Here is a 26,753-nt window from a genome sequence, read left to right as displayed (position 1 = left end):
GAACAGCGGGAACCGGATCGGAGCCCTGTCTCAAGACCAATGAAGATCAAATGTGGGAGCTGGCTTGCCTGCGATCGCGGTGGATCAGTGGCTCAAGGGGTGGCTGGCAGACCGCTATCGCAGGCAAGCCAGCTCCCACAGGAGTTTGTTTCGACCTGAAGATCTAGCCAGCCTTGGTGGTGGCGGCTTCGTCCTTGATCTCGGCGAAGTCTTCTTCGCGCAACTCAGGCAGATCTTTCGCACAGTACGTGCTGCCCAAATCCTTCAGCGCGCCGCACATGCCGTCCAGCTTACCGTCGACGGCTTGCAGATGATCCAGCAACTGGCCAATCGCACGAGCCACAGGGTCAGGCATGTCCTCGCTGACGCCGTAGGCATCAAAGCCAATCTTCTCAGCCATAGCCTTGCGCTTGGCTTCCTGCTCGTCACCGACTTCCGGCTTGACGATGATGCGACCAGGAATGCCGACCACGGTGGCGCCAGGCGGCACGGCCTTGGTGACCACCGCGTTAGAGCCGACTTTGGCGCCGGCGCCGACGGTAAACGGACCAAGCACCTTGGCGCCCGCCCCCACCACAACACCATCACCCAAGGTCGGGTGACGCTTGCCTTTGTTCCAACTGGTACCGCCCAACGTCACACCTTGATACAGCGTCACATCGTCACCGATTTCGGCGGTCTCGCCGATCACGATGCCCATGCCGTGATCAATAAAGAAGCGACGCCCCACCTTGGCCCCCGGATGAATCTCGATCCCGGTCAACCAGCGACCGAAGTTCGACACCAGCCGCGCCAGCCATTTCCAGCCCATGCCCCACAAGGCGCCGGACAGGCGGTGAATCCAGATCGCGTGCATGCCCGGGTAGCAGGTCAGCACTTCAAAGGCATTGCGCGCCGCCGGGTCACGGTGGAAAACGCTCTGGATATCTTCTCGCAAACGCTCGAACATGTTTAATCCTTCCGCTTAAGAAGCTCACCACGGGCCGCTTTTTGGGTTTCCGTGAGGATGCCACGCAATATATTCATTTCCGCTCGGCTGACCGAGCTGCGCCCGTACAGGCGACGCAGGCGCGCCATCAAATGCCGTGGTTTTTCAGGGTCGAGAAATTCGATGGCGACCAGGGTTTGCTCAAGGTGCCCATAGAACCGCTCCAGTTCGTCCATCGTGGCCAATTCGCCACTTTTGGTCGACGCTACCTCGTCCTTTTCCACTTTGCTCGGCTGACCTTGTGCGGCCAGCCAGGCCATGCGCACTTCATAACTCAACACCTGCACCGCTGCCCCGAGGTTCAGCGAGCTGAACTCAGGGTCTGATGGAATGTGCACGTGGTAATGACATCGCTGCAGCTCTTCATTGGTCAGGCCGGAATCTTCACGGCCAAACACCAAGGCAATTTCGGCGCCGCCGGCGGCCTCTTCGACCACTTTGGTGCCGCATTCACGCGGGTCCAGCAATGGCCAGGGGATGCGCCGGTCGCGGGCGCTGGTGCCAAGCACCAGGTTGCAGCCAACCAAGGCATCTTCCAGGGTGGCGACAACCTGGGCGTTTTCCAGCAGGTCATTGGCGCCGGATGCGCGGGCATCGGCCTCGTGGTGTGGGAACACGCGCGGGTCGACCAGCACCAGGCGCGTCAGCCCCATGTTTTTCATGGCTCGCGCCACCCCGCCGATGTTGCCGGGATGACTGGTATTGACCAAGACGACACGAATGTTTTGCAGCAAGGGAGGCGCTCTCGGACACAGGAAAGGGGAGCAAATCTTACAGAACAGCCTAAGGTTATGCCATGAAAGCTAACGTCGTCCTTCACCTGAAGAAAGTTTCTGCTAAACTGCCCGGCTTTCTTTAACAACCTTAGGTGACCTATCCATGCAGCCCATGCTGAATATCGCGCTGCGCGCCGCCCGCAGCGCCAGTGAATTGATCTTCCGCTCCATCGAGCGCCTGGATACCATCAAGGTCGACGAAAAAGACGCCAAGGATTACGTATCCGAGGTGGATCGCGCCGCCGAACAGAAAATCATCGACGCGCTGCGCAAGGCCTACCCTACCCACGGCATCCTCGGTGAAGAAACCGGCATGCACAAAGGCAGCGGCGAAGGCGAAGACTACCTGTGGATCATCGACCCACTGGATGGCACCACCAACTTCCTGCGCGGCATCCCACACTTTGCCGTGAGCATCGCCTGTAAATACCGTGGCCGCCTGGAACACGCTGTTGTGCTGGACCCGGTTCGCCAGGAAGAATTTACCGCCAGCCGTGGCCGTGGCGCCCAACTGAATGGTCGTCGCCTGCGCGTCAGCGGTCGCACCAGCCTGGACGGCGCCCTGCTGGGCACCGGCTTCCCGTTCCGTGACGACCAAATGGACAACCTGGAAAACTACCTGGGCATGTTCCGCGCCCTGGTTGGCCAGACCGCCGGCATCCGCCGTGCCGGCGCAGCCAGCCTCGATTTGGCTTATGTAGCTGCCGGTCGTTTTGATGCATTCTGGGAGTCGGGCCTGTCCGAGTGGGACATGGCTGCAGGTGCGCTGCTGATTCAGGAAGCAGGCGGCTTGGTGAGCGACTTCACTGGCGGTCACGACTTCCTTGAAAAAGGCCACGTGGTAGCGGGCAACACCAAATGCTTCAAGGCAGTACTGACGGCGATTCAGCCGCACCTGCCGGCTTCGCTGAAGCGCTAAGCGAGCGAGCACAAAAAAGCACCCCGAGGGGTGCTTTTTTTATGCCTTGGATTTGGATAAACCCAATTACAACTGACCTGAACACAATCCAATGTGGGAGCTGGCTTGCCTGCGATAGCGGACTGTCAGCCAACATATTGGTTGCTAACCCACCGCCATCGCAGGCAAGCCAGCTCCCACATTTTAGATCCAAGCCAGGAAACAGTATTACTGCTGGTTCTGACCCAGCACCAAGCGGCCTTCCTTATCTACTGGAATCTGGCCACCTGGGTCACGATCCATGCGCACCGAACCTTCCTTGCCGTCCAAGGTGTATCGCACGTCATAGCCGACAACCTTGTCGCTGATGTCGTTAACGGTGTTACAGCGAGTCTGCGTCGTGGTGTAGGTATCGCGGTTCTGCATGCCTTCCTGAACCTTGTTACCGGCGTAACCACCACCTACCGCACCGGCGACAGTCGCCAGCTTCTTGCCGTTACCACCACCGACCTGGTTACCCAACAGGCCACCGGCCAGGGCACCCACCACGGTACCGACGATTTGATGCTGATCTTCCACCGGCTTCTGCCGAGTGACCGCCACGTCCTTGCAGACTTCGCGCGGGGTTTTGATCTGGGTTTTCACCGGCTGCACTGCCAGCACTTGCGCATACTCAGGGCCGCTTTTTACCAGGCTGTAGGTGGCAACAGCACCCCCGGCAGTCACACCGACAGCACCCAATACCGCACCAACCAGTAACGACTTGTTCACGTGAACCTCCTGACCATCACAAGCGGACTGAGACGTCCGCGCTATACCCAGCCTTGGAGCAAAAAAAAAGGCACGAGTTCAATACTCGTGCCTTTTTTGTAACAGCAATCAACAACCCTCCATCAAGGACGGTCGTCGACCTCCTTGCCGGTAGCAGCAGGAGGAATCAAGTCTTCGCTGTTGAGGTTCAGCCAGATCAGCACCACGTTGGCGATGTAGATCGACGAGTAGGTGCCCGCCAGTACGCCGATGAACAGCGACAGCGAGAAGCCCCACAGGTTGTCGCCACCGAAGATCATCAGGGCCGCAATCGCCAGCAGCGTGGAGATCGACGTCGCCATGGTCCGCAGCAGGGTCTGGGTGGTGGAGATGTTGATGTTCTCGATCAACGTGGCCTTGCGCAGTACGCGGAAGTTCTCACGAACCCGGTCGAATACCACGATGGTGTCGTTGAGCGAGTAACCAATGATCGCCAATACCGCCGCCAGCACCGTCAGGTCGAAGGTGATCTGGAAGTAGGCCAGGATACCCACGGTCACTACCACGTCGTGGATCAGCGAAACGATCGCGCCGACGCCGAACTTCCACTGAAAGCGGAAGGCCAGGTAGATCATGATGCCGACCAGCGCCATCAGCATGCCGAGGCCGCCCTGGTCGCGCAGTTCTTCACCGACTTGCGGGCCCACGAACTCGACGCGTTTGACCGACGCCGGGTTGTCGCCGCCGACCTTCTGCAAGGCCTCGGCTACCTGGTGACCCAGTTGCGGGTCTTCGCCCGGCATACGCACCAGCAAGTCGGTGGTTGCACCAAAGCTCTGCACGATGGCTTCGTGATAGCCGGCCTTGACCAGCTCGTTGCGCACCAGGGTAACGTCGGCCGGCTTCTCGTAGGTCAGCTCGATGAGCGTACCGCCGGTGAAGTCCAGACCGTAGTTCAGGCCCTTATGGAACCAGCTGAACAACGCCAGAACGGTAAGGAGCACGGTGACGCCGAACGCAATGTTGCGAACGCCCATGAAGTTGATTGTACGTAACATGGCAGCCCCTTAAATCCACAACTTCTTGAAGTCACGCCCGCCAAAGATCAGGTTGACCATTGCGCGGGTCACCATGATGGCCGTGAACATCGAGGTAAAGATACCGAGGGACATGGTCACCGCAAAACCTTTGACGGGGCCGGTGCCCATGGCAAAGAGAATCCCGCCGACCAACAGAGTGGTCAGGTTGGAGTCGAGAATTGCGGTAAATGCCCGGCCGAAGCCTTCGTTGATTGCACGCTGTACCGTCATGCCGTTGGCGATCTCTTCACGAATACGCGAGAAGATCAGCACGTTGGCGTCTACCGCCATACCCATGGTGAGTACGATACCGGCGATACCTGGCAGGGTCAGCGTAGCGCCCAGCAGCGACATCAAGGCCAGCAGCATCACCATGTTGCCCGCCAGGGCCACAGTGGCGATCACGCCGAAGAAGCGGTAGATGGCGATGATGAACAGAGACACAAACAGCATGCCCCACAAGGCCGCGTCGACACCCTTGGTGATGTTGTCAGCACCCAGGCTCGGACCAATGGTGCGTTCTTCAGCAAAGTACATCGGCGCCGCCAGGCCACCGGCACGCAACAGCAGCGCCAGCTCGGACGACTCGCCCTGGCCGTTCAGGCCAGTGATACGGAATTGAGCACCCAGCGGCGACTGGATGGTCGCCAGGCTGATGATCTTCTTCTCTTCCTTAAAGGTCTGCACCGGCACGTCTTTCTCAACACCGTTCACCATTTGCTTGGTGTAGGTGGTGACCGGACGCTGCTCGATGAAGATCACCGCCATGCTGCGACCCACATTGCTGCGCGTGGCGCGGCTCATCAGTTCGCCGCCGTGGCCATCCAGACGGATGTTCACTTCAGGCGTGCCGTGCTCGCCGAAACCGGCTTTAGCGTCGGTTACCTGGTCACCGGTGATGATCAAGCCACGCTCGATCAACGCAGGAGGACGGTTGCCTTCACGGAACTCAAACTCTTCGGACGTGGCGCGGGTAGCACCCGGATCAGCCGCCAGGCGGAATTCCAGGTTGGCGGTTTTACCCAGGATACGCTTGGCTTCAGCGGTGTCCTGAACACCCGGCAGTTCAACCACGATGCGGTTGGCACCCTGACGCTGAACGATCGGTTCGGCCACACCCAGTTCGTTGACGCGGTTACGCACCGTGGTCAAGTTCTGCTTGATGGAGTATTCGCGGATTTCCGCCAGCTTGGCTGGGGTCATCGCCAGACGCAGCACAGGTTGGCCGTTGAGGTCAGCCGGTACGATGTCGAAATCGTTGAAGTTCTTGCGGATCAGCGCACGGGCCTGTTCGCGGGACGCTTCATCAGAGAAGCCCAGCTGGATGGCACCGTTGAGCTGCGGCAGGCTGCGATAACGCAACTTCTCTTTGCGCAACAGGCTCTTCACGTCGCCTTCGTAGACTTTCAGGCGTGCGTCGAGGGCTTTGTCCATGTCGACTTCCAGAAGGAAGTGAACACCACCGGACAAGTCCAGACCCAGCTTCATCGGGTGCGCGCCAATGCTGCGCAGCCATTTTGGCGTGGTCTGTGCCAGGTTCAGCGCAACAACGTAGTCGTCACCCATGGCCTTGCGCACAACGTCTTTGGCCGGCAATTGGTCTTCTGCCTTGGTCAGGCGCAACAAGCCGCCCTTCGCATCAGCCGCCAACGTTGCCGCTTTTACCTGGATACCTGCGTCGGTCAGCGCTTTGCTCGCGCGTTCCAGGTCAGCCTGATTGACTTGCAGCGAGGTGCTGGCGCCAGTGATCTGGATCGCAGGGTCATCAGGGTAAAGATTGGGAGCGGAATAAATAAAACCGATCGCCAGCACCGCCAGGATCAGTACGTATTTCCACAGAGGGTATTTGTTCAGCATCACGCCGCCCGCTTATAACGCGGGGCGCCTTGCGCGCCCCGTCGATTGGTAAAGGTTGTTACTCAGATCGCTTTCAGCGTGCCTTTTGGCAGCGTGGCGGCAATGGCGCCCTTCTGGAACTTCATTTCTACGGTGTCGGAAACTTCCAGAACCACGAAAGCATCGGAAACCTTGGTGATCTTGCCAGCGATACCGCCGGTGGTCACAACTTCGTCGCCTTTCTGCAGGCTGCCCAGCAGGTTTTTCTGCTCTTTGGCGCGCTTGGCCTGTGGACGCCAGATCATCAGGTAGAAGATGACCAGGAAGCCGACCAGGAAAATCCACTCAAAACCACCGCCCATTGGGCCGGCAGCGGCAGGCGCAGCGGCGTCAGCCATGGCGTTAGAGATAAAAAAGCTCATTTAGCACTCCAGTTGCAAATAGTGAATCTTAGGGTCGGAAAACTCAGTCCAAGGGCGGCACAGGGAGCCCGCGCTTGGCATAGAAGGCATCGACGAAGGCGGCCAATGTACTCTGTTGAATAGCCTCGCGCAAACCAGCCATCAGGACTTGGTAGTGACGCAAATTGTGGATGGTATTCAACATGCTACCCAGCATTTCCCCGCATTTGTCCAGATGGTGCAGATAAGCACGGGAGAAGTTCTGGCAGGTGTAGCAGTCACAGGTTGGATCCAGCGGCGAATCATCATGGCGATGGAACGCGTTACGGATCTTCAGCACGCCTGTATCAATGAACAGATGCCCATTGCGGGCATTACGGGTTGGCATCACGCAATCGAACATGTCCACACCGCGGCGCACACCCTCAACGAGATCTTCCGGTTTGCCAACACCCATAAGGTAACGAGGTTTTTCAGCAGGCATCAGGCCTGGCAGGTAATCCAGCACCTTGATCATCTCGTGCTTGGGCTCGCCCACCGACAAACCGCCGATGGCCAGGCCGTCGAAGCCGATTTTGTCGAGGCCTTCCAGCGAGCGTTTGCGCAAGCTTTCATGCATGCCGCCCTGAACAATACCGAACAGCGCGGCGGTGTTGTCGCCGTGGGCGTTTTTCGAACGCTGGGCCCAACGCAGCGACAACTCCATGGAAATGCGCGCGACGTCTTCGTCCGCCGGGTACGGCGTGCACTCGTCGAAAATCATCACGATGTCGGAGCCCAGATCGCGCTGTACCTGCATCGACTCTTCCGGGCCCATGAACACCTTGGAACCGTCGACCGGCGAGGCGAAGGTCACGCCCTCCTCCTTGATCTTGCGCATGGCGCCCAGGCTGAACACCTGGAAACCACCGGAGTCGGTGAGGATCGGGCCTTGCCACTTCATGAAGTCATGCAAGTCGCCGTGCTTCTTGATCACTTCCGTGCCTGGTCGCAGCCACAGGTGGAAAGTGTTGCCGAGAATGATCTCGGCGCCGGTGGCAACGATGTCGCGGGGCATCATGCCTTTAACGGTGCCGTAGGTACCGACCGGCATGAACGCCGGTGTCTCGACGGTGCCGCGCGGGAACGTGAGGCGACCACGACGAGCCTTGCCATCCGTGGCCAATAATTCAAACGACATACGACTCATAGTGGTTCCTCAAGGCCCGCTTCTTTGGGAGCAGTCGGCGCAGGGTTACGGGTGATAAACATCGCATCACCGTAGCTGAAAAAACGGTATCCATTGTCGATGGCGGCCCTGTAGGCGGCCATGGTTTCCGGATAACCGGCAAATGCCGACACCAGCATCAACAGCGTGGATTCCGGCAAATGGAAGTTGGTCACCAGGCAATCGACCACATGGAACGGCCGGCCCGGAAAAATAAAGATATCGGTGTCACCACTGAACGGCTTGAGCACGCCGTCGCGCGCCGCACTCTCCAGCGAGCGCACGCTGGTAGTGCCCACGGCAACCACTCGACCGCCGCGCGCCTTGCACGCGTTAACCGCGTCCACCACTTCCTGACTGACTTCCAGCCACTCGCTGTGCATATGGTGGTCTTCGATGTTATCCACACGCACCGGCTGAAACGTGCCGGCCCCCACGTGCAGGGTCACATAGGCGCTCTCGACGCCCTTGGCGGCAATCGCATCCAGCAGCGGCTGGTCAAAATGCAGCCCGGCCGTGGGCGCGGCCACCGCGCCGGGGCGCTGGGAGTACACCGTTTGATAGCGCTCGCGGTCCGCGTCTTCGTCGGGGCGGTCTATATAAGGAGGCAACGGCATATGGCCGACGCGCTCCAGCAACGGCAACACCTCTTCGGCAAACTTGAGTTCGAACAACGCATCATGGCGCGCGACCATCTCGGCCTCGCCACCGCCATCGATGAGGATGCTCGAACCCGGTTTTGGCGACTTGCTGGAGCGCACATGGGCCAGCACGCGATGGCTGTCCAGCACCCGCTCCACCAGAATTTCCAGCTTGCCGCCGGACGCTTTCTGGCCAAACAGCCGTGCCGGAATCACCCGGGTATTGTTAAACACCATCAAATCGCCTGGGCGCAAATGCTCAAGCAAATCAGTGAATTGACGGTGTGCGAGGGCACCGCTCACCCCGTCCAGGGTCAGCAGTCGACTGGCGCGACGCTCGGCCAAAGGGTGGCGAGCGATCAGCGAATCAGGGAGCTCAAAAGTAAAGTCAGCAACGCGCATGATGGGGTTCGTCTAGCAGGGGCGGGAAGTCTAGCGGAAATAGTGAAAATAGACCATGAAACGTGATTGACCAACGGTAATCTCATCTCTATACTTCGCCGCCATTGAGCCCTGATGGCGGAATTGGTAGACGCGGCGGATTCAAAATCCGTTTTCGAAAGAAGTGGGAGTTCGATTCTCCCTCGGGGCACCATCTTAAAGAAAGACCTTGAAATTCAAGGTCTTTTTTTTCGTCTGTAGAAAAGTGGGTGGCCAGCGCATTCACTGCTCACCACCCACTGTCCACCCGAAACACGATCTACTGTGGGAGCTGGCTTGTCGAATCGTCGCACCGCTGCGAAGACGCCAGCCCCAACACTTCAAATCCCCTGCCTACACACCAACCCCCTCCCCCTCCTCCACCCCATTCGGCAACATTTCATTCGCCAAATCATCCACCACCGCCTTCGCCATCTCACCCAAATAATGTGCGGCCCAGGCATAGCGATCCGCGCTGTTGTCCATGGCTGCATCCAATGCCAGCATTTTTGAACACTGGAGAAGCTCGGAGGCGTGCTCGAGAGCATCGCGAATGGGTACGCCGGAATTGACGCGGAATAGGTGGTGGAGGTTGGGCTGTTTACAGCAGGTGGAGAAGGTGATGATGCCGAGGGTTTTGTTGAGGGGTGGGTTGATCATTGGGCACCTCCAAGATGGGTGGAGGTTTGGATTGAGGAATTGCGTGGGTACGACCTATCAGAAACGCTCATTGCTTAAGCTCCTAATTAAGTGAGCCTATTGTTTCTCGGATTATCAGGTCCGGTCGCCGGATTGGAAGCGACGGTGGAAGTTAGCGCAGGAGCGGCCGGGACTGGAAGGCAGGTTCTGTGGCGAAAGGTTTCCGGCAGGAAGACCAGGATCAGGCGAGGGTCGGAGGAAATAAAATCGTGGCCGCTCCTTATTTACGCCTCACCAGGTAAGGGATACCCCGACAGGCTGCACTCGGCCAGAAGCGGTCATCTAGGCGGGGCGTCATCCAGATTGATTTTGTCTTCCACGTCAAATCTACTCAGCAATGCGGCTCCATCCGAAACACCAAGAATTTGATCAATTACGGCTATTTTCTGGGTCGCACAGTCGAGTTGAAAATCAGCGTTGCTGTATGCAGCCTCCGCCTCATTGTGGAGCGCATAGGCCATATGGGCCGCGACACGGACGCTCATTGGAGCATCTATATCACTGCCCAGATAATCAGCAAGCAACGTCCTGATCTCTATCAGTGCAAGCGCGAGTAGCCTGGTTTGAGCAGTCTGCATAAAGATATCCTGGGTATTACAACGAATGTGCGAACGGATTTCGCGAGGTTACGTAAACTTTCAGACTGTCAAAAGCGAAAGACCGCTATGGGTCGATAGCTGCCGGTCGCCAATGAGCGCAACGAAATTGTCCGAGCTGCACCGAAGTCTTATTATCACCGCATACCCACCGATGGAGTCTAAGACCATAATGATCAGCTCGGCACATATCTGCTACAACTCCAAACAGCTGGATCTGTCTCTGCCATTGCTGGCTGAATACCTGCGTGAGAACCTCTCTTGGCGTGTATCAATAACTCAATGGAGCGGCTATGGAGTTGTGCTGCCACAGTTGCTAGTGCATACCCCCATTCCTTTTCTGATTCAGATAGAAAATGATCCTGACTGGGTGCCTGAGGAAATTCGAGAAATTATCGAGTGGGAGAGTCTTGACCCAGAATCTGAAATCGCAAAAAAAATTATCGAATGTGACGCTAGACTGGCTATCCAGACAACGGCTCCCGATCAAGTGATCAGTGATGGGATTTCGATAACTGTATCCACGTTGGGCATGGCAGTTGATCCGTCCGACCCAAATATTTTTGAAGTGCTGACCTTGTTGGGTCGCAAGGTGAATGGCGTCATTCAAGACACTGTAAACGGCGGAGTAACGCTTTCCTAGCCAGTTTCAACCGTTGTGCTGAGCTGGCCCGCCATTTGTCGAGTGGTACGCCGAGCACCTCTAACGATGAGAGGCTGACAGCTGTCAGCCAAGAGCCGCCAGTCGAGCTCCCTGTAAGCGCTAAGCACGGTAGGTTTCGCGATGAAAAGCTGGATAGCTAATACGAAAATTAATGCACTGTTAGAGACTAGCTCTAAAAAATTCGATGGAGTGAACGTCAGGCGAGCCCTTATAGGGTACTGCGACAGATATCAAAAAAATTATCCTTTTGAAATTCTGAAAGAGCCACTTGAGTTCCTGAAAAACAACGTAAATTCAGATGGCGAATATAGGGAAATGCGAGCACTGCTTAGGATTGCTGCTGAAGAATACTGCATTAGTTTAAACGAGATAGCCGATGCCCTTCTTGACCTGATAGACACGCGCATCCTTTCTACGGACCAAGCAAAGAAAATTATCAACCACGTTTTCGAAGCATTTTACTGCAATGAAAATCCTGAAGATTTTATTCCAAGAGAGGATGCCTATTTGTGCAAAAATCTATTTGCGATTACCTCTAGCTAGTAAATGGTTCAAACCACTCACCTTGTTCACTACGATGGGTCCGAGGGGCGGTGACTAGATACTTACTTCGGGCCAGCTTTCAGCCTCTGGTAACCGGCAGCTTTTGGCCGAAAGCGGACAAGCACGTCCTTAAAAGTGATCGTCCCCCACCCTCACCAACTTGCAGGATCGTTCAAGCCCTCCCATCCCTTCCCTCGCTAACCTGACCCCCTCACCCACCCGAGTCCCCGTCATGGTCCAGCCAAAGCCCCCAACAAAACCCATAAACCTCACCCAAAAAGCCTCCCTAATCGACCAACAATGGAGCCCACGCGTCGTCGCCGAGATGAACGACTACCAATTCAAAGTAGTACGCATCGAAGGCGAATTCATCTGGCACTCCCACCCCGAAACCGACGAGGCGTTCCTGGTACTCGAAGGAACCCTGCGCATCGACCTCCCAGACGGCCCGGTGTATGTGGCACCCGGTGAACTCTACGTAGTCCCTCGCGGCATAGAGCACCGAACCGCCGCCGAAGGCGAAGCCAAGCTGATGATGATTGAGCCTCGGGGCATCTTGAACACTGGGCATGAAGGTGGGGACCATACCGCCGTGAATGATCAGTGGATCTGAGGGTTGGCACTTCCTTGAGGTCGCCGGCCCTTTCAAACCGTTATGATCTAGCGCTGTCCCTCAAGGAAGATCCCGATCATGCCGATTTTCGAGCTGGCGACACCCCAAGGCACGTCGAGCCAAAGTACGGCTGACAGTCGCCCGGTGCAGTTATGAGTCAGCCGCAAAGCCTTCGGGCTCGCCTCAAAAAGTACCTGGGCTGGGCCGTGTTAATTGGCCTTGCAGCGCTGTTCATCTACGCATTCGCGAACAAGCCGGCGCTGCCGTCAGAGATCGTCCTGAAGCAAGACTTCATTCCGGGGCAGTCGATCTACATCGTTCAAGACGCCAGGAACCCCGATGAGCCCAAAAGCCTGAGGTTCTACGTCAACAACGGCGGCGGCAATGATGAGACGATGAAAGTGCGCCTCGGCAAGACCCCGCCCTTCCTGGTCTCGGACACCGACTTGAAAGACGTGGTCATCCAGCGTGTCGCCAACGGCCTGCACATCACCCTCAAAGGCGCAGTCATGCGTTACCACAGCGACCTCTACCTGGAAGACGGCGACACTTACACCACCTACCGTGTAAGCCTCGAACAACTCGATACCCGACCGCCCTTGCCGAGCGGTCGGTAAGCTTATTTCAGCAAGGCAATCAATGCGCAGACTACCGCTATCGCCAGCGCCGGCCACTGCATAGGCATGAAAAAGAAGTGGTGGCGCACACCATCGGCGTGAACCCGGCGATTCAACACAAAGCCCAGCACCACGTTGATGGCTGAACCCATACCCGCACCCATCAAAAATTGCATAAGCGATGTATCACCGGGCTTTACGCTGGGATCCGGCCACAGCCACATCAATAACAGCACCATGGCTACCGGTGTGAACAAGGTCAGCCAGCCTGCGCCGCGATAGATCATTTGGTGTTCATCTCAAACGTTTCCGCTGCTGGCGCGCGTGCCTGCTCTTCAACTGCCAACACGACATCGAGCGTATTGAGGAACAGGTCATGGCTCAGGATGCCGGTGGCGATGGTCGACAATACGGGCTTGCCGTTCTCGTCCTTGATCACCACTTTTTCGGTCCAGGCGTTGAGGTCTACCGTGCGCAGCGACGACATCGGTACTTTGTTGCCCTGGTACTCGAGGAAATCCCGGTGCACAACGATTGGCGACGTGGTGACTTTGAGGAAGTTGCCGGTCATTCGCTTGCCCCAGACCTGCTTTGAATTGATGCAGTTGAACGTTACGCCGCCGCCCGATTCCAGCGTTTGCGCAACAGCCGGCAGGCGCGCGCGTACGTGCAACTCACGAACCAGTTCCTGAAACTTCTGAAAGCCTTTGAGGGTTTCGAGCACCCGATGAAACGGCTCTGCGGCATTACGACGATAGGCCAGGTTTGTGATCAGGCCGGTCAATACGGTTTGCCCGGAGCTGAACAAGTACAGGTCGTCAATTTCAGCAAACGGCGTGTAGTCGCGTTGCTCTTTGGTGATGCGCAGCAGACCGTTTTCATACACTTCGTAGTGGGTATTACGCAGCTTCTTTTGCCTAAAGTAGGTACCCACTATGAACAGCCCCACAACGGCCAACAAACCGGTCGTGAAATAAAACACGGAGTGTTGGCTGGCGAAATTGAGGGTCATGCCTCGGGACGTCTGAATACTGACCGGGCCATCATTGCCCATCGGCACAATCGTGCTCAGATAGAAAACGAACACGGCAAGCCCCAAAAATACAGCGGCCAATATCAGGCTGAAAATCAAAAAGGCTTTGCCCTGACGAAACGTCGCGACCAGTTCGCCGGTAGCGGAAGGAGCATGAGTAGAAGATGACTGCATGAATGTGTGCGTCCTTGTCATTGAGTAGAAAGCGCTGCGGGCTGCGCGGCGCAGCTTGAGCTTTGCGCCCTGTCCATCCGGTATGCGGGTAAGCTTGGCACGCCGTTTGGAGCATGGCTAATTAATATCGTTCCTCGAAAAATGGGCAGTGGTTCAGGCTTTTTTTTCACCCGCAGAACAGTAATCATCGCGCACCGCCCACATCACCGAGGAACCCGAAACATGGAATTGACGCTGGAAGCTGTTGCGCTCTTTGCACTCAAACTGGTGCACGAGACCGAAGGCGCAAGCCCGATTCTGCGGGATGATTGGGTGATGGATGGGTATCAGCGGGAGGTGTTTGGGTTGTTGGTGCGTCAGGGGGATTTGGTTGGGATTCAGGTGAAGCTGGATGAGTGCCTGACATTGGCGCTCGGATCCTTGGGCGGCGCCAGTACCGTGATGGGTCGCGAGCTGCAACGGCTTGCGGTGGAGGTTTGCCAAGCATCGACACTGGAAGAACTCAACGCCCCACTCAACGCACTCAAGGATTACCTGAAAGCCATCCTTTAACGCCGCCCTTCCACCGCCATCCGCACCGCCAGCCCCATCAGCACCGACCCCATCAGCCAGCGCTGCACCACCTGCCAACCCGGCCGAGTGACGAAAAACACCGCGATGGAACCCGCCATAATGGCGATCACCGAATTAACGCTCACGCTGATTGCGATCTGTGTAAAGCCCAATATCAAAGACTGCGTCAGCACACTGCCATGGCCGTTCGGTTCGATGAACTGCGGCAGCAACGACACATACATCACCGCCACCTTGGGGTTCAGCAGGTTGGTCACAAAGCCCATCATGAACAGCTTGCGCGGGCTGTCTTTGGGCAAATCCCGCACCTGGAACGGCGAGCGCCCACCCGGCTTGACCGCCTGCCACGCCAGATAAACCAGATACAACGCGCCGCCGAGCCGCAGCGCGTCATACGCAAAGGGCACCGCCATCACCAACGCGGTAATCCCCAGCGCCGCACACAGCATGTAAACCACAAAACCCAACGCCACGCCGCCCAGCGAAATCAAACCGGCCGTGCGCCCCTGGCAAATCGAGCGCGAAATGAGGTAAATCATATTCGGCCCAGGCGTCAGCACCATGCCGAGAGAGATCAGGCCGTAGGCAAGCAAGCTGGACAGTTCGGGCATGGTGGCGCTCCTTATTTTTTTGTCGGGCGCCATGGTAGTGCGTCGAATAGGCCACCGTTAGATACAGATCCGCCAGCAAAACGTCATACACAAGCGCAAGTGTTCACCACACCAATTACCCAGGGACAGGCACATGATCGACTTCAACAACAAAGGCTTTTTCAAGCTCAAACAAAACAACGAATACGCCGAACGCGTCTCGGCCCTGCTGCTCGACGGCGAAGAAGTGATCGACGCCTACAAAGCCATGCGCGACGGCGTGGTCTTCACCACCAAGCGCATCATCGCCGTGAACGTGCAGGGGATTACCGGCAGCAAGAAGGACTTCACTTCGCTGCCATACAAAAATATCGTGGCGTACTCGGTGGAAACCTCCGGAACGTTTGACCTGGACTCGGAGCTGGAGATTTACTTTTCGTCGCTGGGGAAAGTGAAGTTTGAATTCACCGGCAAGACCTCAATCGTTGAAATCTCCCGGATCATTTCCAAGCACCTGCTGAGCTGATCAGCAGGCAAAAAAAGACCTTGGCGCTCCAAGGTCTCTTTCACTGCCTACACGGTGTAGCGGGTGCACGCCGATCAAATATGTGGGAGCTGGCCTCTTAAAACACCCAATGAATTCCGCCCGCAATCACTAGAAAACTTTCACCTGCTTCCTGCGGAAATACCTGCAAAACCAAACCGCCCCACTCACCAACGCACCCAAAACAACAACCCCATTCCCCACCAACCAAATCCCAAAATTCCGACTCTGCTCCGCATCTCCTTCATAAAACGGACTGAAGTAAATCGATACCGCCACATAAGCCCCGTTAAACACCGCAACCGCTACCACGGTCACCAAAACCACGAACGCGACGCCCTTAAGCACCTTCAAATAACTTTCCAAAACCATATCTCCCTGGACTCGTGATAATCCGAGAACGTCCCCTCAATCGAAAATCCCAACTGAATACGCGGGTAGCTCATCCAATCCGTCAACCGCTGGCCATTCCACAGGTCGATGTGGTCACCACTGCGAAGGAGGAATGCGGTGAGTCAGGCACGCTTCGGCTGCTGTTGGGGCTGCTTCGCAGCCCAACGCGAGCGGTGCGACGAGCCCGCTCGCCACAGGCATCGTGTTCGCCCTATCAGACAGATTTCCAAAGACCTTGAAAGGGCTGACATTTAGCATGAAACCGTAGCAAACGCGGTGATGCTGAAGATAGCCTCTGGTGGAAATTAGAACGGTCCTACTCGCTGCCAGGTTACGGGGCGCAGGGCAGAACGTACGCAGTGAATGCGCAGATGAACGAGCGCAACTACCCGCTCTAGAAATCGCCAGGAATAAGACACCTTTTCCCACAACCACCATCGAACAAAGCCGACATCACCTTCCAATCCGCCCTCGTAGGCTCACTCCCTCGCACAAGGAAGTGAGCCTGTCATGTCAGAGCGCTTTTACCCTCTCACCGAAGAAGAACAACTCAGACGGCGAATCCTGTCCCGGCAGCCGGCGCGTGCGCCCTATTCGCCATCGATTGATGTGTTAGTCCCGAAACCCACCCAAACACCTGCGCCCGACAAGCTTCCTGGCTGCACCTTTACCAAACCCTGCCAATTGCCAGACGGCATCACTCGCTACACCGACCCCACCGGTTATGTACCGCTGGAGCTGATCTGGACGCCTGCAGTTGATCCGGAAGACACCCTTGGCATTCCGGCATTGGAGGCTGCGCCGCAAGCGCCGGTGATATGGATTTACCCACCCACGGAGAAGGCGGCGCAGATTCTGGTGAACCCGATTTATCCGCCGGAGTACCGGGATTTTATTTTGGTGTTTCCGGTGGAGTCGGGGGTTCGGCCGCTGTATGTGGTGGTGAGTGTTCGGCCAGGGGACCACAAGTATCAACCGAGTCCACGGTTTTTAACTGCGTTTCCTGAGGCTGTACGCGCGCCGTCCAAAACCGGAGTTACGGGCGGAGGCCATCTTAGGCCCCGCTGGAAGGATCCCCATGGCTTTATCTACGAGTGGGACTTCGAACGAGGCAAGGTCGAGAAGTACAACAAGCGAGGGAAGCATTTGGGCGAATTCGACCCTATAACAGGTGAACGAACCAAAGACGCAAAAAACACGAGAAGGATAGACCCATGAAACACCTGATCTACGTCGTCCCGGCGGGAAGCGAGAATATTTCGACTGAAATTCCTCTCAACCTGAAAGCTGCCGATTTGCTGCCAGTTATGGGTTGGGAGAACGAACACGAATGTGTCTATGACTACTTGCTTACCGCCCAGCAAATTGAAGGCATTGAAAAACTTACATCAATAGTTCTTCCAAAAAACGCATCGCTGTATTTGGCGTGCGACGCCTAGTAGTTCCAGGAATCGGAAAACCCAAATTGTCGATTTCAGCGACAGAAAGGTGTGCAAAAAAATGGCCGTGAGAATCAGATTGCGCTCTTTCGAAGCACTAGACTTGAGCGATGAGACTGCGATATATGCCGACGTTTTCAATGCTCTTGCGATTTGGATAGCAATCCTCCAACCCCATTTCCAGCACGTAATAGCGCCCAACCTTTTCGACTATCAAATTTCTTTCCACTACCAGGGCACCTGGCCCCCACCGCCCAAAAAAACCAGAAAGGAGTACTGATGCCATGAGGCCCACAATCAAAAAGCCCCTCCTCTACCGCTCAGTCAACACCCGAACCCACGGTGTGCGCCACGGTAGCTATTGCGCATACCGTTATGAACGGCACACAAAAAGCGAAAAGAGCTGAGTGTCCACCCGAGGTTCAATGCATAGCCACCAACGACACGGTTATGACTACCCGCCGCTATTCCGATTTCTCCTGTCCAAAGTGGGTCAGTCATGGGACACAGTGTTCAGCGAGGCCAACGCCCGCCTGGATCGGCCGGAGCCTGTGTTCTGGATGGTTGCGCTGCATGAAAGCGACAAGAAAGAGTATATGTGTACAGGCGAATCCACTATTTCAGCGGCTTATGGGTCGACGAAACAGGCCTGCTGCAAAAGGTGAACCCCCACCTGACGCCCGAACAAATGAAGCCATCTTGCGACTGCTGCACTCACACGTTCAACGGTGTGGTATTTCCGTCGTGTTGAGCACCCGGTCGTTGAACACTGACCAAGCCTGATTATTTGGGCTGAAACGTCTCCAGGTACGCCAGAATATTCTCGATCTTCTCCTGATCACTAATCCCCCAAAAAATCATGCGCGTACCACTGACGACTTTCTTCGGTGCCTCGATATAGGCCGCGAGCTTGTCCCGCGTCCACACCACGCCGGAGTTCTTCATCGCATCCGAATATTGATAGTCGGAGGTCGTCCCCGCAGGTCGCCCGATAATCCCGTTAAGTTCCGGCCCGAAACCGCCGCGCGCGCCTTCACCGACGCTGTGGCAGCCGCCGCAGGTTTTGCTGAAGAGTTTGCCGCCGGCCTCGGCATCACCCGCAGCGAAGGCCGGGGCTGTGTTGAGGATCAGAACAAGGGTGAGTAAGGCGTACTTCATGGGGGGCTCCACTTTCAACGGTCGGGCAATTATGCCTGCAAGGCAGCGCACGACACTAAACCGCAGGACAAAATGACCATCCATCGGCAAAAAATTTTCATATCGAAACTCTTGCAATCGCGCCCCACTCCACCTCTATGAACCCCTGATGGAGGAGTAAGGATCATGGCTCAGCCATCGATTTTGGTTTTGGAAGACGACGAAATCATTCGTGCGTTAATGGTGGATGTACTCGAAGATTTTGGGGCGGTCGTCACTTCTTTTCCTTCGGCGGATGAAGGGATGATTTACCTGGAGCGTGAAGACGACCCGGTTGACCTGATTGTCAGTGATATTCAAATGCCGGGTTTGCTCAACGGCTATGACCTGAGCCGCGTGGTTGCCCATCGCTGGCCTTCAGTGCCGGTGGTGTTGACATCCGGAAATACAAAGATAGCTGCGCAGTTGGGCGGTTCGGTGCGTTTTTTGCCCAAACCGTGGAGCACTGAGCACCTGATTGAGTGTGTGCAAACGGCGCTGACCCAACAGGGCATTTCCATGCATTGATAGCGTCGCGATATCACTTTTTCCGAACTTCGGCGCAGGCCCTGTGGTCTTTGAGAATGCAAGGAGCGACTTTTCTGATCATCCGGTCAACCTTTTCGCCTTGTGCGTTCAGTTGACGGCATTGAGTTGTGTAGAATCGTCGCCCATTTACGCGTCATTCATGGCCTAGAGGCCCACAGTTCGAGCGCATTGAATGCATTCACAGGCCCATGACGTTGGTGTGCCCTCACTGCTGGAAGCGTTGCGCACAGGCACCGGCCTGCTGCATGTAGCGCTGGAAAAACGCTTGCCGTTTTTCTCCGAGCGCCTGGATACCCTTTGGTATCAGCGTTTGCTCCAGGCGTATTACGGGTTTTATGGGCCGATGGAAGCGGCGCTGTACGACAGCGGCTTGATCCCCGATGGATTCGATCAAGTGCTGCGTGTGAAGACGCCAACCCTGGTGAATGACCTCTACGCCCTCGGCCTGGACGACGACGCCATTGGCGCCCTGCCGGTTTGCGCCACGCTCCCGAATTTCGATACCCCCGCCGCCTGCCTCGGCGCCCTGTATGTGCTCGAAGGCGCGACCCTGGGCGGCCAAGTGCTGCGCCGAGAAATGGCCCAGCGTCTGAACGTGGACGCGAACAACGGCGGCGCTTTTCTCAATGTGTATGGCGCCGAGACCGGTCGGCGCTGGAAAGATTTTCTCGATTACCTGGGCAGCCTGCCCCTGGACGCTCCCGCCAAACAACGCGCGGTGGAGGCAGCCTGTTCAACATTCAGCGGCTTTGAGCATTGGCTCGAACGCCGGGAGGTATTGCTATGAAACCCGACGTTCTTGAAGAGCTGCTTGCCAACTGTGCCGACGAACCCATTCGCTTCCCGGGAGCCATTCAGCCTCACGGCGTGCTGATGACCTTGTCGGAGCCCGAGCTGAACATCGTGCAGATCAGCGCGAACGTCGCCACGCTGTTTAACCGTGCGCCTGAAGCATTGCTGGGCCAGCCGTTGTACACGCTGATTGGCGTCGAGCCGGCCAAGGCCGTGCAGTCGATGGCTGAAAACAACGTGTTTTTTGATGCGCCGCCATTGCATGTCACGCTCAACGGCGCCGATTTCGAAGGCCTGCTGCATCGCCATCAGAACGTGCTGGTGTTGGAGTTCGAGCCGCGCCTTGACGATTTCAAACCCCGCGCGCTGAACGGTCGCACCAGTGACCTGGGCAAAATGCTGCAACGCCTGCAGTCGGCGAAAACCCTGCAGGCGCTGTATGAAATCAGCGTGAATGAAATCCAGGCCATCACCGGTTACGACCGCGTGCTGATTTACCGTTTTGAAGACGAGGGCCACGGGCAAGTGATCGCCGAAGCCTCGGCGCCTTCCATGGAGCTGTTCAACGGGCTGTTTTTTCCTGCGTCGGATATTCCGGAGCAGGCCCGCGAGCTGTACCGCACCAACTGGCTGCGCATTATCCCGAATGCGGCCTATGAGCCGGTGCCACTGCTGCCCAAAATGCGCCCCGACACCGACCAGCCGCTGGATTTGAGCTTCGCCACCCTGCGCAGTGTGTCGCCGATTCACTGCCAATACATGCAGAACATGGGCGTGCTGTCGTCCATGAGCATTTCGCTGATGAAGGGCGACAAGCTCTGGGGCCTGATCAGTTGCGGCAACCGCGAGCCGCTGCTGGTACCGAGTGAATTGCGCAGCACCTGCCAGACCATTGGCCAAGTACTGTCGTTGCAGATCAGCGCCATGGAAGCCCTGGAGCTGAGCCGCCAGCGCGATGAGAAAGTCGAGACGCTGGCCTTGCTCGATCAGGCGATGAAAGCCTGCGATGAAAACGTATTTGAAGGCCTGGCCCAGCACCCGCAGTGGCTGATGGACCTGGCCGTGTCGGGCGGCGTGGCGATCATCGAAGACAAACAACTGCACCGCTACGGCAACTGCCCGGAACCGGCGCAGATTCGTGCGCTGCACAAGTGGTTGATGCAGACCGGCGAGCCGGTGTTTTCCAGCCATAACCTGGCGTCGGTGTACCCACCCGCCGCCGAGTATCAGCAGGTCGCAAGTGGCGTATTGGCCATGAGTTTGCCCAAGCCGGTGGACAACGGTGTGCTGTGGTTCCGCCCGGAAGTGAAAGAGAACATCAACTGGAGCGGCAACCCCAACAAGCCTCTGGACCTGGAAAACTTCGACGCCGGCATGCGCCTTCGCCCGCGCACTTCGTTTGAAATCTGGAAAGTCGAGATGGCCGGTATCTCCACCAAGTGGAGCCACGGCGACCTGTTTGCCGCCAATGACCTGCGCCGCTCGGCCCTGGAAAATGACCTGGCGCGCCAAGTGCTGCGCGAGCAACAGGCCGTGCGTGCGCGTGATGAGCTGGTGGCGGTGGTGTCCCACGACTTGCGCAACCCGATGACCGTGATTTCGATGCTCTGCGGCATGATGCAAAAGGCCTTCAGCTCTGAAGGCCCACACACATCGCGGCGGATTTCTTCGGCCATCGACACCATGCAGCAGGCCGCCGGGCGCATGAATGTGTTGCTGGAAGACTTGCTCGACACCTCGAAAATCGAGGCCGGGCGCTATGTGGTCAAGCCGGTGCAATTGGATGTGAGCCAGATGTTCGAAGAGGCTTACTCGCTGTTGACGCCGCTGGCCATGGAGAAAGGCATCGACCTGTCGTTCAACGCCGAACCCGGCCTGAAGATCAATGCCGACCCGGAGCGCCTGTTCCAGGTGTTGTCGAACCTGATCGGCAACGCCATCAAGTTCACCCCGCGCCAGGGCAATATCGGGATCAGCGCCATGAGCAACGCTGAGGAAATCGTGTTTTCGGTGCGCGATTCCGGCGAAGGTATCGCGCCGGAACACCTGCCGCATGTGTTTGATCGCTATTGGACTCAGAACGAAAACAACCCCACCGGCAGCGGGCTGGGGCTGTATATCACGCAAGGCATCGTCCAGGCCCACGGTGGACGGATTGAAGCGCAAAGTGAGGTGGGCCGAGGCAGCGAGTTCAGGTTTACCGTACCCAAGTCGAACTGAAGCGTCTGGTGCAACACATGCGGATACGCGTGGCCGGGAACGTTCATCCCGGCCACTGCCACTGAGTCAGGGCGCACTCAAAAGGAGTCTTGATGCGACAGCCCTTTCCTTCAATTGAGTCAGAGGTTTTCCCATGATCGGTACCACGCTCCACACCTACACCCTCAACCAGGCTATAACCGCCACTCAACCTCCCGCCAAACCCGTGGAAAAACCGGTGACGACCACCGGCACTCAAGCGGCAGAAAACAAGCAGTCGTACACATCGTCTTTGGACTCACTGGGGCAGGGTCGGCTGCTTTGACACGGTCAGGTCGGCGAACTGTTTGATGAGCGCCTGGCGCTGCACTGCGTTAACAAAACACTGACATCCCTCGCGTTATCCTGCTCTGCTCTACTTGTGTGAGCCGCTTCTTTGATGTCACAGCCAGACACACTGCCCGACGTGCTTGCGGGCCCCCTGCTACGGCGCCTTGAACCGCAGCGCCTGACCCTGTGGATCGCAGCAAGTCGTGCTGTGGAAATGACCCTGAGGCTGTATGTGCCTCAGGGCCCCACGCGCACTGTCGACCTTGGCGCAGAGCACTGCCAAATCGTCGCCGTTGGGCGCCACGCCTATATTCACCTGATCGATGTAGCGCTGAGCGATGCACTGCCCCAGGACGTGGCCATTGCCTATGACCTGCTGATTGACGGCGTCGGCATAGCCGAGTGGGCGCCGCACTTGCTGTACAGCGATGCACGCCTTCCGAATTTCGTTCTGCACAGCCGCATCCACCAGTTGGTCCACGGTTCCTGTCGCAAACCCCACCACCGCGCCGACGAAGGCTTGCTGTGTGTCGACCGCCTGCTGGCAGCTGCACCTGCCCCCGCCGAACGCCCGGCGTTGCTGATGATGAGCGGCGACCAGATTTACGCCGACGATGTCGCAGGCCCCATGCTGCGAGCAATTCATGCGTTGATCGCGCGCCTGGGGTTGTTTGACGAATACCTGGAAGGCGCCGTGGTCGACGACAGCGTCAGCCTCTATGGGCATCGCGCCAGCTATTACCATCGCGCCGACCTGCTACCGGCGCTGGACAGCAATGAAACCCTGCGCGAACGGTTTTTTGGCGGCGTGAAGAAGCCGATTTTTACCAGCAGCACGGCCGACAATCACCTGGTGACCTTCGCCGAAGTAATCGCGATGTACTTGCTCGTGTGGTCACCGACGCCCTGGACGCTGATCACTCCCGAACTGCCGCACCTGAAAGCCGACGAGCATGAACGCTATGCCCTTGAGCAGGTGCAGATTGATCGGTTTCGCGAAGGGTTGCCGGGTGCCGCGCGGGTCTTCGCGCACCTGTCCACCTTGATGATCTTTGACGACCACGACATCACCGACGACTGGAACCTCAGCGCCCAGTGGGAACAAACCGCCTACGGGCATCCCTTCTCCAAACGCATCATCGGCAATGCCCTGCTCGCCTATCTGCTGTGCCAGGGCTGGGGCAACCAGCCGGATGTGTTTGGCGAGCTGATAGGCCAAACCCAGGCGCTGACCTCCCACACGCAAAGCAATCATCTCAACGCCACCGCGCAGGATGAGCTGCTCCAAACACTGCTCAAATTCCAGCATTGGCATTACGTGCTGCCCACCACGCCCGCGCTGGTGGTGCTCGACACCCGCACCCGGCGTTGGCGCAGCGAGTTCACCCTCAAGCAACCGTCCGGCCTGCTGGACTGGGAAGCCTTGAGCGAACTGCAACAGGAGCTGCTGGACCACCCCTCGGCGATCATCGTCTCACCGGCGCCGATCTTTGGCGTCAAGCTGATCGAAACTGTGCAAAAGGTCTTCAGCTGGTGCGGCTTCCCTCTGCTGGTGGACGCCGAAAACTGGATGGCCCACCGCGGCGCGGCCCAGGTGATCCTCAACATTTTCCGTCACTCGCGCACGCCGGGTAACTACGTCATCCTCTCGGGCGACGTGCATTACTCGTTCGTCTACGAAGTGCTGATCCGCCACCGCAACGCCGGCCCCAGGATCTGGCAGATCACCAGCAGCGGCATCAAGAATGAATTCCCCCCGCGATTGCTGGAGTGGTTCGACCGCCTCAACCGCTGGCTCTACTCACCGCGCTCACCGCTCAACTGGTTCACCCGGCGCCGCCCCATGCAGGTGGTGCCGCATATTCCCGAGCATGCCGAAGCCGGTGAACAGTTATGGAACTCGGCGGGAATGGGCCAGGTGTTTTTTAATGAACAGGGCCAGCCGGAGAAGATTTACCAGCACAACGCGGATGGGAGGCCGAGCACGAGAATGGTGGCGCCCAAGTAATAGCTCATCGCCACCTCACTAAAGCAGCACGAACCTTCTGTTCTTTACTTACCGCCCCCGTTGTACAGTAGTGCCAGCCACGGAGTATCGGCGTCAACGAAGACTGGTTTAAGAGCCAGCGCACGCAGGGAAGCGAGAAGATGGACGATACATCCGACAATAAGCCGTTGAGGAACGATTTCTCCGACCTCAACGCTGACATGCTGCATGCCGTCATGGAATTGGTCAGCGACGGAATCTGGGACTGGAACGCCAACACCGGTTTTGTGTACCGCAACCCGGGCTGGTACGAAATGCTCGGCTACCCCCGTCACTCCCTGGAAAACAGCGTGTTCACCTGGGAGAGCCTGATTCACCCCGATGACTATCAACGAGTCATGACGGTGTTTGACGACTACATCTGCCAACGCGCGAGCCATTATCAAGTCGAATACCGTTGCCGCAAGGAAGACGGATCTTACCTGTGGGTAGAAGACCGTGGTTACGTGATTGCGCGTAACCCCGACGGCGCGGTGGCGCGCATGGTCGGTGCCCATCGCGATATTCATCTGCGCAAATCCTCCTTCGAACAGCTTGAGCAGCGCAACCAGTCCCTCGAGGCGCTGGTGGCGGAGCGCACGCGCGAACTGTCGCGGGTCAATCAGCGATTGCAGGCGCAGCTGGATGAAAACCGCTCCCTGGCCGAGCGCGATACGCTGACCCACATTGCCAACCGCTATCGCCTGGACAACGTGCTGCTCGAAGCGTGTGACCGCGCCGAACGCTTCCAGAAAATACTGGCGCTGGTTGCCATGGATATCGATGACTTCAAGCCGATCAATGACCGGTACGGTCATGCGGTCGGTGACCAAACACTGATACGCGTGGTGCGGGCTATTGAGGCGTGTGTGCGCCCGGGCGACCTGCTGGCGCGTTGGGGCGGCGATGAGTTTGTGGTGGTCTTGCCCGACAGCAGCCTGGCCGACGCAAGGGCGCTGGCCGAAAGGATTCGTCAACGAGTCACCCAAGTGCCCGCCATAGGCGGCTTCAAAGTCACCCTGAGCCTGGGCGTCGTGGAGCGATGTAGTGGTGAAACCCCTGCTGCCCTGATGGCGCGTGCCGATCAAGCGCTGTATCGGTCCAAGGCAGCGGGGAAGGACGTTGTGTCGGAGTAACTAGCGCACCGGCGGCGCGTACTGGATACCGCCGTTGCTCCACAGTGCATTAAGCCCGCGCTTGATTTTCAGCACACTGCCCTGGCCGATGTTGCGCTCGAACACTTCGTCGTAGTTGCCCACTTGCTTGACGATCTGCACCACCCAATCCTTGCGCAGCTTCAGGTCTTTGCCGTATTCGCCATCGGTACCCAGCAGCCGTGCGATGTCCGGGTTTTTGGTGGTTTTGGCCAGCTCTTCGACATTCTTTGAGGTGATGCCCATTTCTTCGGCATTGAGCATGGCAAACAGCGTCCATTTGACGATGCTGAACCACTCGTCATCGCCCTTGCGCACCAGCGGCCCGAGGGGTTCCTTGGAGATCACTTCCGGCAACACCACGAACTCATCCGGGTGGGCCATCTTGATGCGTTGCGCGTAAAGCCCCGACTGGTCGGTGGTCAGCACGTCGCAGCGCCCGGACTCCAGGCCTTTGGCGCTTTCGTCAGCGGTATCAAAGGTGATGGGGGTGTACTTCATGCCATGGGTGCGAAAATAGTCCGAGACGTTGAGCTCGGTGGTAGTGCCGGCTTGCAGGCACACGGTCGCGCCGTCGAGTTGTTTGGCGGCGGTAACACCCAGCTTGTTGTTTACCAGAAAACCGATGCCGTCGTAGTAGGTGACGCCGGTGAACACCAGGCCCATGCCCGCGTCGCGAGAACTGGTCCACGTGGTGTTGCGCGAGATCACATCGACTTCACCCGATTGCAGCGCGGTGAAACGCTCCTTGGCGGTCAACTGGCTGAACTTCACTTTTGATGCGTCGCCAAACACGGCCGCCGCAACTGCGTGGCACACGTCCACATCGATGCCGGTCATTTTGCCGGTGCTGTCCGGCACGCCGAAACCTGGCAGGCCGTCGCTGACGCCGCACTGGATAAACCCCTTCTTCTGAATTGCATCCAGGGTCACGCCCGCGTGGGCACTGGCGGCCAGGCCCACGGCCGCAGCGGCAGTGAGGGCGGCTAAAGTGGTCTTGAGTTTTTTCATGCGAGGCACTCCCTGTCATTCCTTATTATTCGGCGCCGCACC

General features: G+C 57.4%; 31 protein-coding genes and 1 tRNA gene. 16 read left to right on the top strand and 16 right to left on the bottom strand.

The features are described from left to right. Window positions 1-163: 163 nt before the first annotated feature. Both cysE and trmJ read right to left on the bottom strand, forming a co-directional pair. Window positions 164-949 (bottom strand): serine O-acetyltransferase, encoded by a 786-nt coding sequence (cysE, locus tag ACP7A2_RS07205; protein ID WP_426133653.1) that lies wholly within the window; start codon window positions 947-949, stop codon window positions 164-166. A 2-nt stretch (window positions 950-951) separates the two neighbouring features. After that, window positions 952-1,722 (bottom strand): tRNA (cytosine(32)/uridine(32)-2'-O)-methyltransferase TrmJ, encoded by a 771-nt coding sequence (trmJ, locus tag ACP7A2_RS07200; RefSeq protein ID WP_426133652.1) that lies wholly within the window; start codon window positions 1,720-1,722, stop codon window positions 952-954. Window positions 1,723-1,867: 145 nt separating this feature from the next. Here trmJ and suhB point away from each other — a divergent pair, with 145 nt between their 5' ends. Continuing rightward, complete coding sequence (gene suhB, locus ACP7A2_RS07195; RefSeq protein ID WP_015885749.1) at window positions 1,868-2,683, top strand: inositol-phosphate phosphatase; 816 nt, start codon at window positions 1,868-1,870, stop codon at window positions 2,681-2,683. A gap of 207 nt (window positions 2,684-2,890) precedes the next feature. Here suhB and ACP7A2_RS07190 read toward each other — a convergent pair whose 3' ends face one another. From ACP7A2_RS07190 to queA, 6 genes are all read right to left on the bottom strand, one after another. Continuing rightward, window positions 2,891-3,433, bottom strand: a complete 543-nt coding sequence (locus ACP7A2_RS07190) for a glycine zipper 2TM domain-containing protein (RefSeq protein ID WP_348056570.1) — start codon at window positions 3,431-3,433, stop codon at window positions 2,891-2,893. Between the two features lie 122 nt (window positions 3,434-3,555). Beyond that, window positions 3,556-4,470: a protein translocase subunit SecF gene (secF, locus tag ACP7A2_RS07185; protein WP_078738993.1), complete on the bottom strand. Its 915-nt coding sequence runs from the start codon at window positions 4,468-4,470 to the stop codon at window positions 3,556-3,558. 9 nt (window positions 4,471-4,479) lie between these two features. Continuing rightward, entirely contained in the window at window positions 4,480-6,348 is a 1,869-nt protein-coding gene (gene secD, locus ACP7A2_RS07180) for a protein translocase subunit SecD (RefSeq protein ID WP_426133651.1), read from the bottom strand. A 62-nt stretch (window positions 6,349-6,410) separates the two neighbouring features. After that, window positions 6,411-6,749: a preprotein translocase subunit YajC gene (yajC, locus tag ACP7A2_RS07175; protein WP_003175975.1), complete on the bottom strand. Its 339-nt coding sequence runs from the start codon at window positions 6,747-6,749 to the stop codon at window positions 6,411-6,413. Window positions 6,750-6,792: 43 nt separating this feature from the next. Then, window positions 6,793-7,908: a tRNA guanosine(34) transglycosylase Tgt gene (gene tgt, locus ACP7A2_RS07170; protein WP_375068404.1), complete on the bottom strand. Its 1,116-nt coding sequence runs from the start codon at window positions 7,906-7,908 to the stop codon at window positions 6,793-6,795. Window positions 7,909-7,913: 5 nt separating this feature from the next. Then, a complete protein-coding gene (queA, locus tag ACP7A2_RS07165) occupies window positions 7,914-8,978 on the bottom strand; it encodes a tRNA preQ1(34) S-adenosylmethionine ribosyltransferase-isomerase QueA (RefSeq protein WP_426133650.1) in 1,065 nt (354 codons plus the stop codon). A 108-nt stretch (window positions 8,979-9,086) separates the two neighbouring features. On the opposite strand from queA, the gene ACP7A2_RS07160 reads away from it, so the two are divergent. Beyond that, window positions 9,087-9,171 (top strand) — tRNA-Leu (locus ACP7A2_RS07160). A 179-nt stretch (window positions 9,172-9,350) separates the two neighbouring features. On the opposite strand, the gene ACP7A2_RS07155 is transcribed toward ACP7A2_RS07160, so the two are convergent. Both ACP7A2_RS07155 and ACP7A2_RS07150 read right to left on the bottom strand, forming a co-directional pair. After that, entirely contained in the window at window positions 9,351-9,656 is a 306-nt protein-coding gene (locus tag ACP7A2_RS07155; RefSeq protein ID WP_426133649.1) for a DUF3077 domain-containing protein, read from the bottom strand. 317 nt (window positions 9,657-9,973) lie between these two features. After that, window positions 9,974-10,273 carry a hypothetical protein gene (locus tag ACP7A2_RS07150; RefSeq protein ID WP_426133648.1) on the bottom strand — a complete coding sequence of 100 codons (300 nt, stop codon included), beginning with the start codon at window positions 10,271-10,273 and terminating at the stop codon, window positions 9,974-9,976. Between the two features lie 190 nt (window positions 10,274-10,463). On the opposite strand from ACP7A2_RS07150, the gene ACP7A2_RS07145 reads away from it, so the two are divergent. The 4 genes from ACP7A2_RS07145 (at window position 10,464) to ACP7A2_RS07130 (ending at window position 12,728) form a co-directional block, all read left to right on the top strand. Beyond that, entirely contained in the window at window positions 10,464-10,934 is a 471-nt protein-coding gene (locus ACP7A2_RS07145) for a hypothetical protein (protein WP_426133647.1), read from the top strand. Between the two features lie 141 nt (window positions 10,935-11,075). Continuing rightward, window positions 11,076-11,498, top strand: a complete 423-nt coding sequence (locus ACP7A2_RS07140; RefSeq protein WP_426133646.1) for a hypothetical protein — start codon at window positions 11,076-11,078, stop codon at window positions 11,496-11,498. Between the two features lie 232 nt (window positions 11,499-11,730). Next, window positions 11,731-12,111, top strand: coding sequence for a cupin domain-containing protein (locus ACP7A2_RS07135; protein WP_426133645.1), 381 nt, complete (start codon window positions 11,731-11,733; stop codon window positions 12,109-12,111). 152 nt (window positions 12,112-12,263) lie between these two features. Then, window positions 12,264-12,728 (top strand): hypothetical protein, encoded by a 465-nt coding sequence (locus tag ACP7A2_RS07130; RefSeq protein WP_426133644.1) that lies wholly within the window; start codon window positions 12,264-12,266, stop codon window positions 12,726-12,728. A 2-nt stretch (window positions 12,729-12,730) separates the two neighbouring features. On the opposite strand, the gene ACP7A2_RS07125 is transcribed toward ACP7A2_RS07130, so the two are convergent. Both ACP7A2_RS07125 and ACP7A2_RS07120 read right to left on the bottom strand, forming a co-directional pair. Continuing rightward, on the bottom strand, window positions 12,731-13,015 hold the full coding sequence (locus tag ACP7A2_RS07125; RefSeq protein WP_426133643.1) for a hypothetical protein: 285 nt from the start codon (window positions 13,013-13,015) through the stop codon (window positions 12,731-12,733). Further along, window positions 13,012-13,935 (bottom strand): hypothetical protein, encoded by a 924-nt coding sequence (locus ACP7A2_RS07120; RefSeq protein WP_426133642.1) that lies wholly within the window; start codon window positions 13,933-13,935, stop codon window positions 13,012-13,014. Before ACP7A2_RS07120 ends, ACP7A2_RS07125 begins: the two co-directional genes overlap by 4 nt. 222 nt (window positions 13,936-14,157) lie before the next feature. On the opposite strand from ACP7A2_RS07120, the gene ACP7A2_RS07115 reads away from it, so the two are divergent. Beyond that, window positions 14,158-14,487: a hypothetical protein gene (locus tag ACP7A2_RS07115; protein WP_426133641.1), complete on the top strand. Its 330-nt coding sequence runs from the start codon at window positions 14,158-14,160 to the stop codon at window positions 14,485-14,487. On the opposite strand, the gene ACP7A2_RS07110 is transcribed toward ACP7A2_RS07115, so the two are convergent. Next, window positions 14,484-15,119: a LysE family translocator gene (locus ACP7A2_RS07110; RefSeq protein WP_426133640.1), complete on the bottom strand. Its 636-nt coding sequence runs from the start codon at window positions 15,117-15,119 to the stop codon at window positions 14,484-14,486. The genes ACP7A2_RS07115 and ACP7A2_RS07110 overlap by 4 nt on opposite strands. A 133-nt stretch (window positions 15,120-15,252) precedes the next feature. Here ACP7A2_RS07110 and ACP7A2_RS07105 point away from each other — a divergent pair, with 133 nt between their 5' ends. Then, window positions 15,253-15,624, top strand: a complete 372-nt coding sequence (locus ACP7A2_RS07105; RefSeq protein ID WP_053257892.1) for a PH domain-containing protein — start codon at window positions 15,253-15,255, stop codon at window positions 15,622-15,624. Window positions 15,625-15,753: 129 nt separating this feature from the next. On the opposite strand, the gene ACP7A2_RS07100 is transcribed toward ACP7A2_RS07105, so the two are convergent. After that, complete coding sequence (locus ACP7A2_RS07100; RefSeq protein WP_426133639.1) at window positions 15,754-16,008, bottom strand: hypothetical protein; 255 nt, start codon at window positions 16,006-16,008, stop codon at window positions 15,754-15,756. Between the two features lie 537 nt (window positions 16,009-16,545). Here ACP7A2_RS07100 and ACP7A2_RS07095 point away from each other — a divergent pair. The 3 genes from ACP7A2_RS07095 (at window position 16,546) to ACP7A2_RS07085 (ending at window position 17,754) form a co-directional block, all read left to right on the top strand. Then, window positions 16,546-17,253, top strand: coding sequence for a colicin E3/pyocin S6 family cytotoxin (locus tag ACP7A2_RS07095; protein ID WP_426133638.1), 708 nt, complete (start codon window positions 16,546-16,548; stop codon window positions 17,251-17,253). Further along, the gene (locus tag ACP7A2_RS07090; RefSeq protein ID WP_426133637.1) at window positions 17,250-17,474 is read left to right on the top strand and encodes a DUF7683 domain-containing protein; all 225 of its coding nucleotides are present in this window, start codon (window positions 17,250-17,252) and stop codon (window positions 17,472-17,474) included. The genes ACP7A2_RS07095 and ACP7A2_RS07090 overlap by 4 nt, the downstream gene beginning before the upstream one ends. A gap of 61 nt (window positions 17,475-17,535) precedes the next feature. Beyond that, window positions 17,536-17,754: a colicin E3-like toxin immunity protein gene (locus ACP7A2_RS07085; RefSeq protein WP_426133636.1), complete on the top strand. Its 219-nt coding sequence runs from the start codon at window positions 17,536-17,538 to the stop codon at window positions 17,752-17,754. Between the two features lie 503 nt (window positions 17,755-18,257). Here ACP7A2_RS07085 and ACP7A2_RS07080 read toward each other — a convergent pair. Continuing rightward, window positions 18,258-18,632 carry a c-type cytochrome gene (locus ACP7A2_RS07080; protein ID WP_426133635.1) on the bottom strand — a complete coding sequence of 125 codons (375 nt, stop codon included), beginning with the start codon at window positions 18,630-18,632 and terminating at the stop codon, window positions 18,258-18,260. Between the two features lie 165 nt (window positions 18,633-18,797). On the opposite strand from ACP7A2_RS07080, the gene ACP7A2_RS07075 reads away from it, so the two are divergent. The 5 genes from ACP7A2_RS07075 to ACP7A2_RS07055 all read left to right on the top strand — a co-directional run bounded on the left by ACP7A2_RS07075 (window position 18,798) and on the right by ACP7A2_RS07055 (window position 25,682). Beyond that, window positions 18,798-19,178, top strand: a complete 381-nt coding sequence (locus tag ACP7A2_RS07075; protein ID WP_426133634.1) for a response regulator — start codon at window positions 18,798-18,800, stop codon at window positions 19,176-19,178. A 193-nt stretch (window positions 19,179-19,371) separates the two neighbouring features. Next, the gene (locus ACP7A2_RS07070) at window positions 19,372-19,986 is read left to right on the top strand and encodes a biliverdin-producing heme oxygenase (RefSeq protein WP_426133633.1); all 615 of its coding nucleotides are present in this window, start codon (window positions 19,372-19,374) and stop codon (window positions 19,984-19,986) included. Continuing rightward, window positions 19,983-22,211 (top strand): ATP-binding protein, encoded by a 2,229-nt coding sequence (locus ACP7A2_RS07065; RefSeq protein ID WP_426133632.1) that lies wholly within the window; start codon window positions 19,983-19,985, stop codon window positions 22,209-22,211. The genes ACP7A2_RS07070 and ACP7A2_RS07065 overlap by 4 nt, the downstream gene beginning before the upstream one ends. A 418-nt stretch (window positions 22,212-22,629) precedes the next feature. Continuing rightward, the gene (locus tag ACP7A2_RS07060) at window positions 22,630-24,528 is read left to right on the top strand and encodes an alkaline phosphatase family protein (RefSeq protein WP_426133631.1); all 1,899 of its coding nucleotides are present in this window, start codon (window positions 22,630-22,632) and stop codon (window positions 24,526-24,528) included. 140 nt (window positions 24,529-24,668) lie between these two features. Then, window positions 24,669-25,682 (top strand): diguanylate cyclase domain-containing protein, encoded by a 1,014-nt coding sequence (locus ACP7A2_RS07055; RefSeq protein WP_426133630.1) that lies wholly within the window; start codon window positions 24,669-24,671, stop codon window positions 25,680-25,682. On the opposite strand, the gene ACP7A2_RS07050 is transcribed toward ACP7A2_RS07055, so the two are convergent. Continuing rightward, a complete protein-coding gene (locus tag ACP7A2_RS07050; RefSeq protein ID WP_375070321.1) occupies window positions 25,683-26,711 on the bottom strand; it encodes an amino acid ABC transporter substrate-binding protein in 1,029 nt (342 codons plus the stop codon). Window positions 26,712-26,753 lie beyond the last annotated feature (42 nt).

This window comes from Pseudomonas sp. PWP3-1b2, from assembly GCF_049896045.1.
Classification (GTDB): domain Bacteria; phylum Pseudomonadota; class Gammaproteobacteria; order Pseudomonadales; family Pseudomonadaceae; genus Aquipseudomonas; species Aquipseudomonas antarctica_B.
Note: the sequence above shows the minus strand (reverse complement) of the source record. Positions and strands in the feature narration are given on the sequence as shown.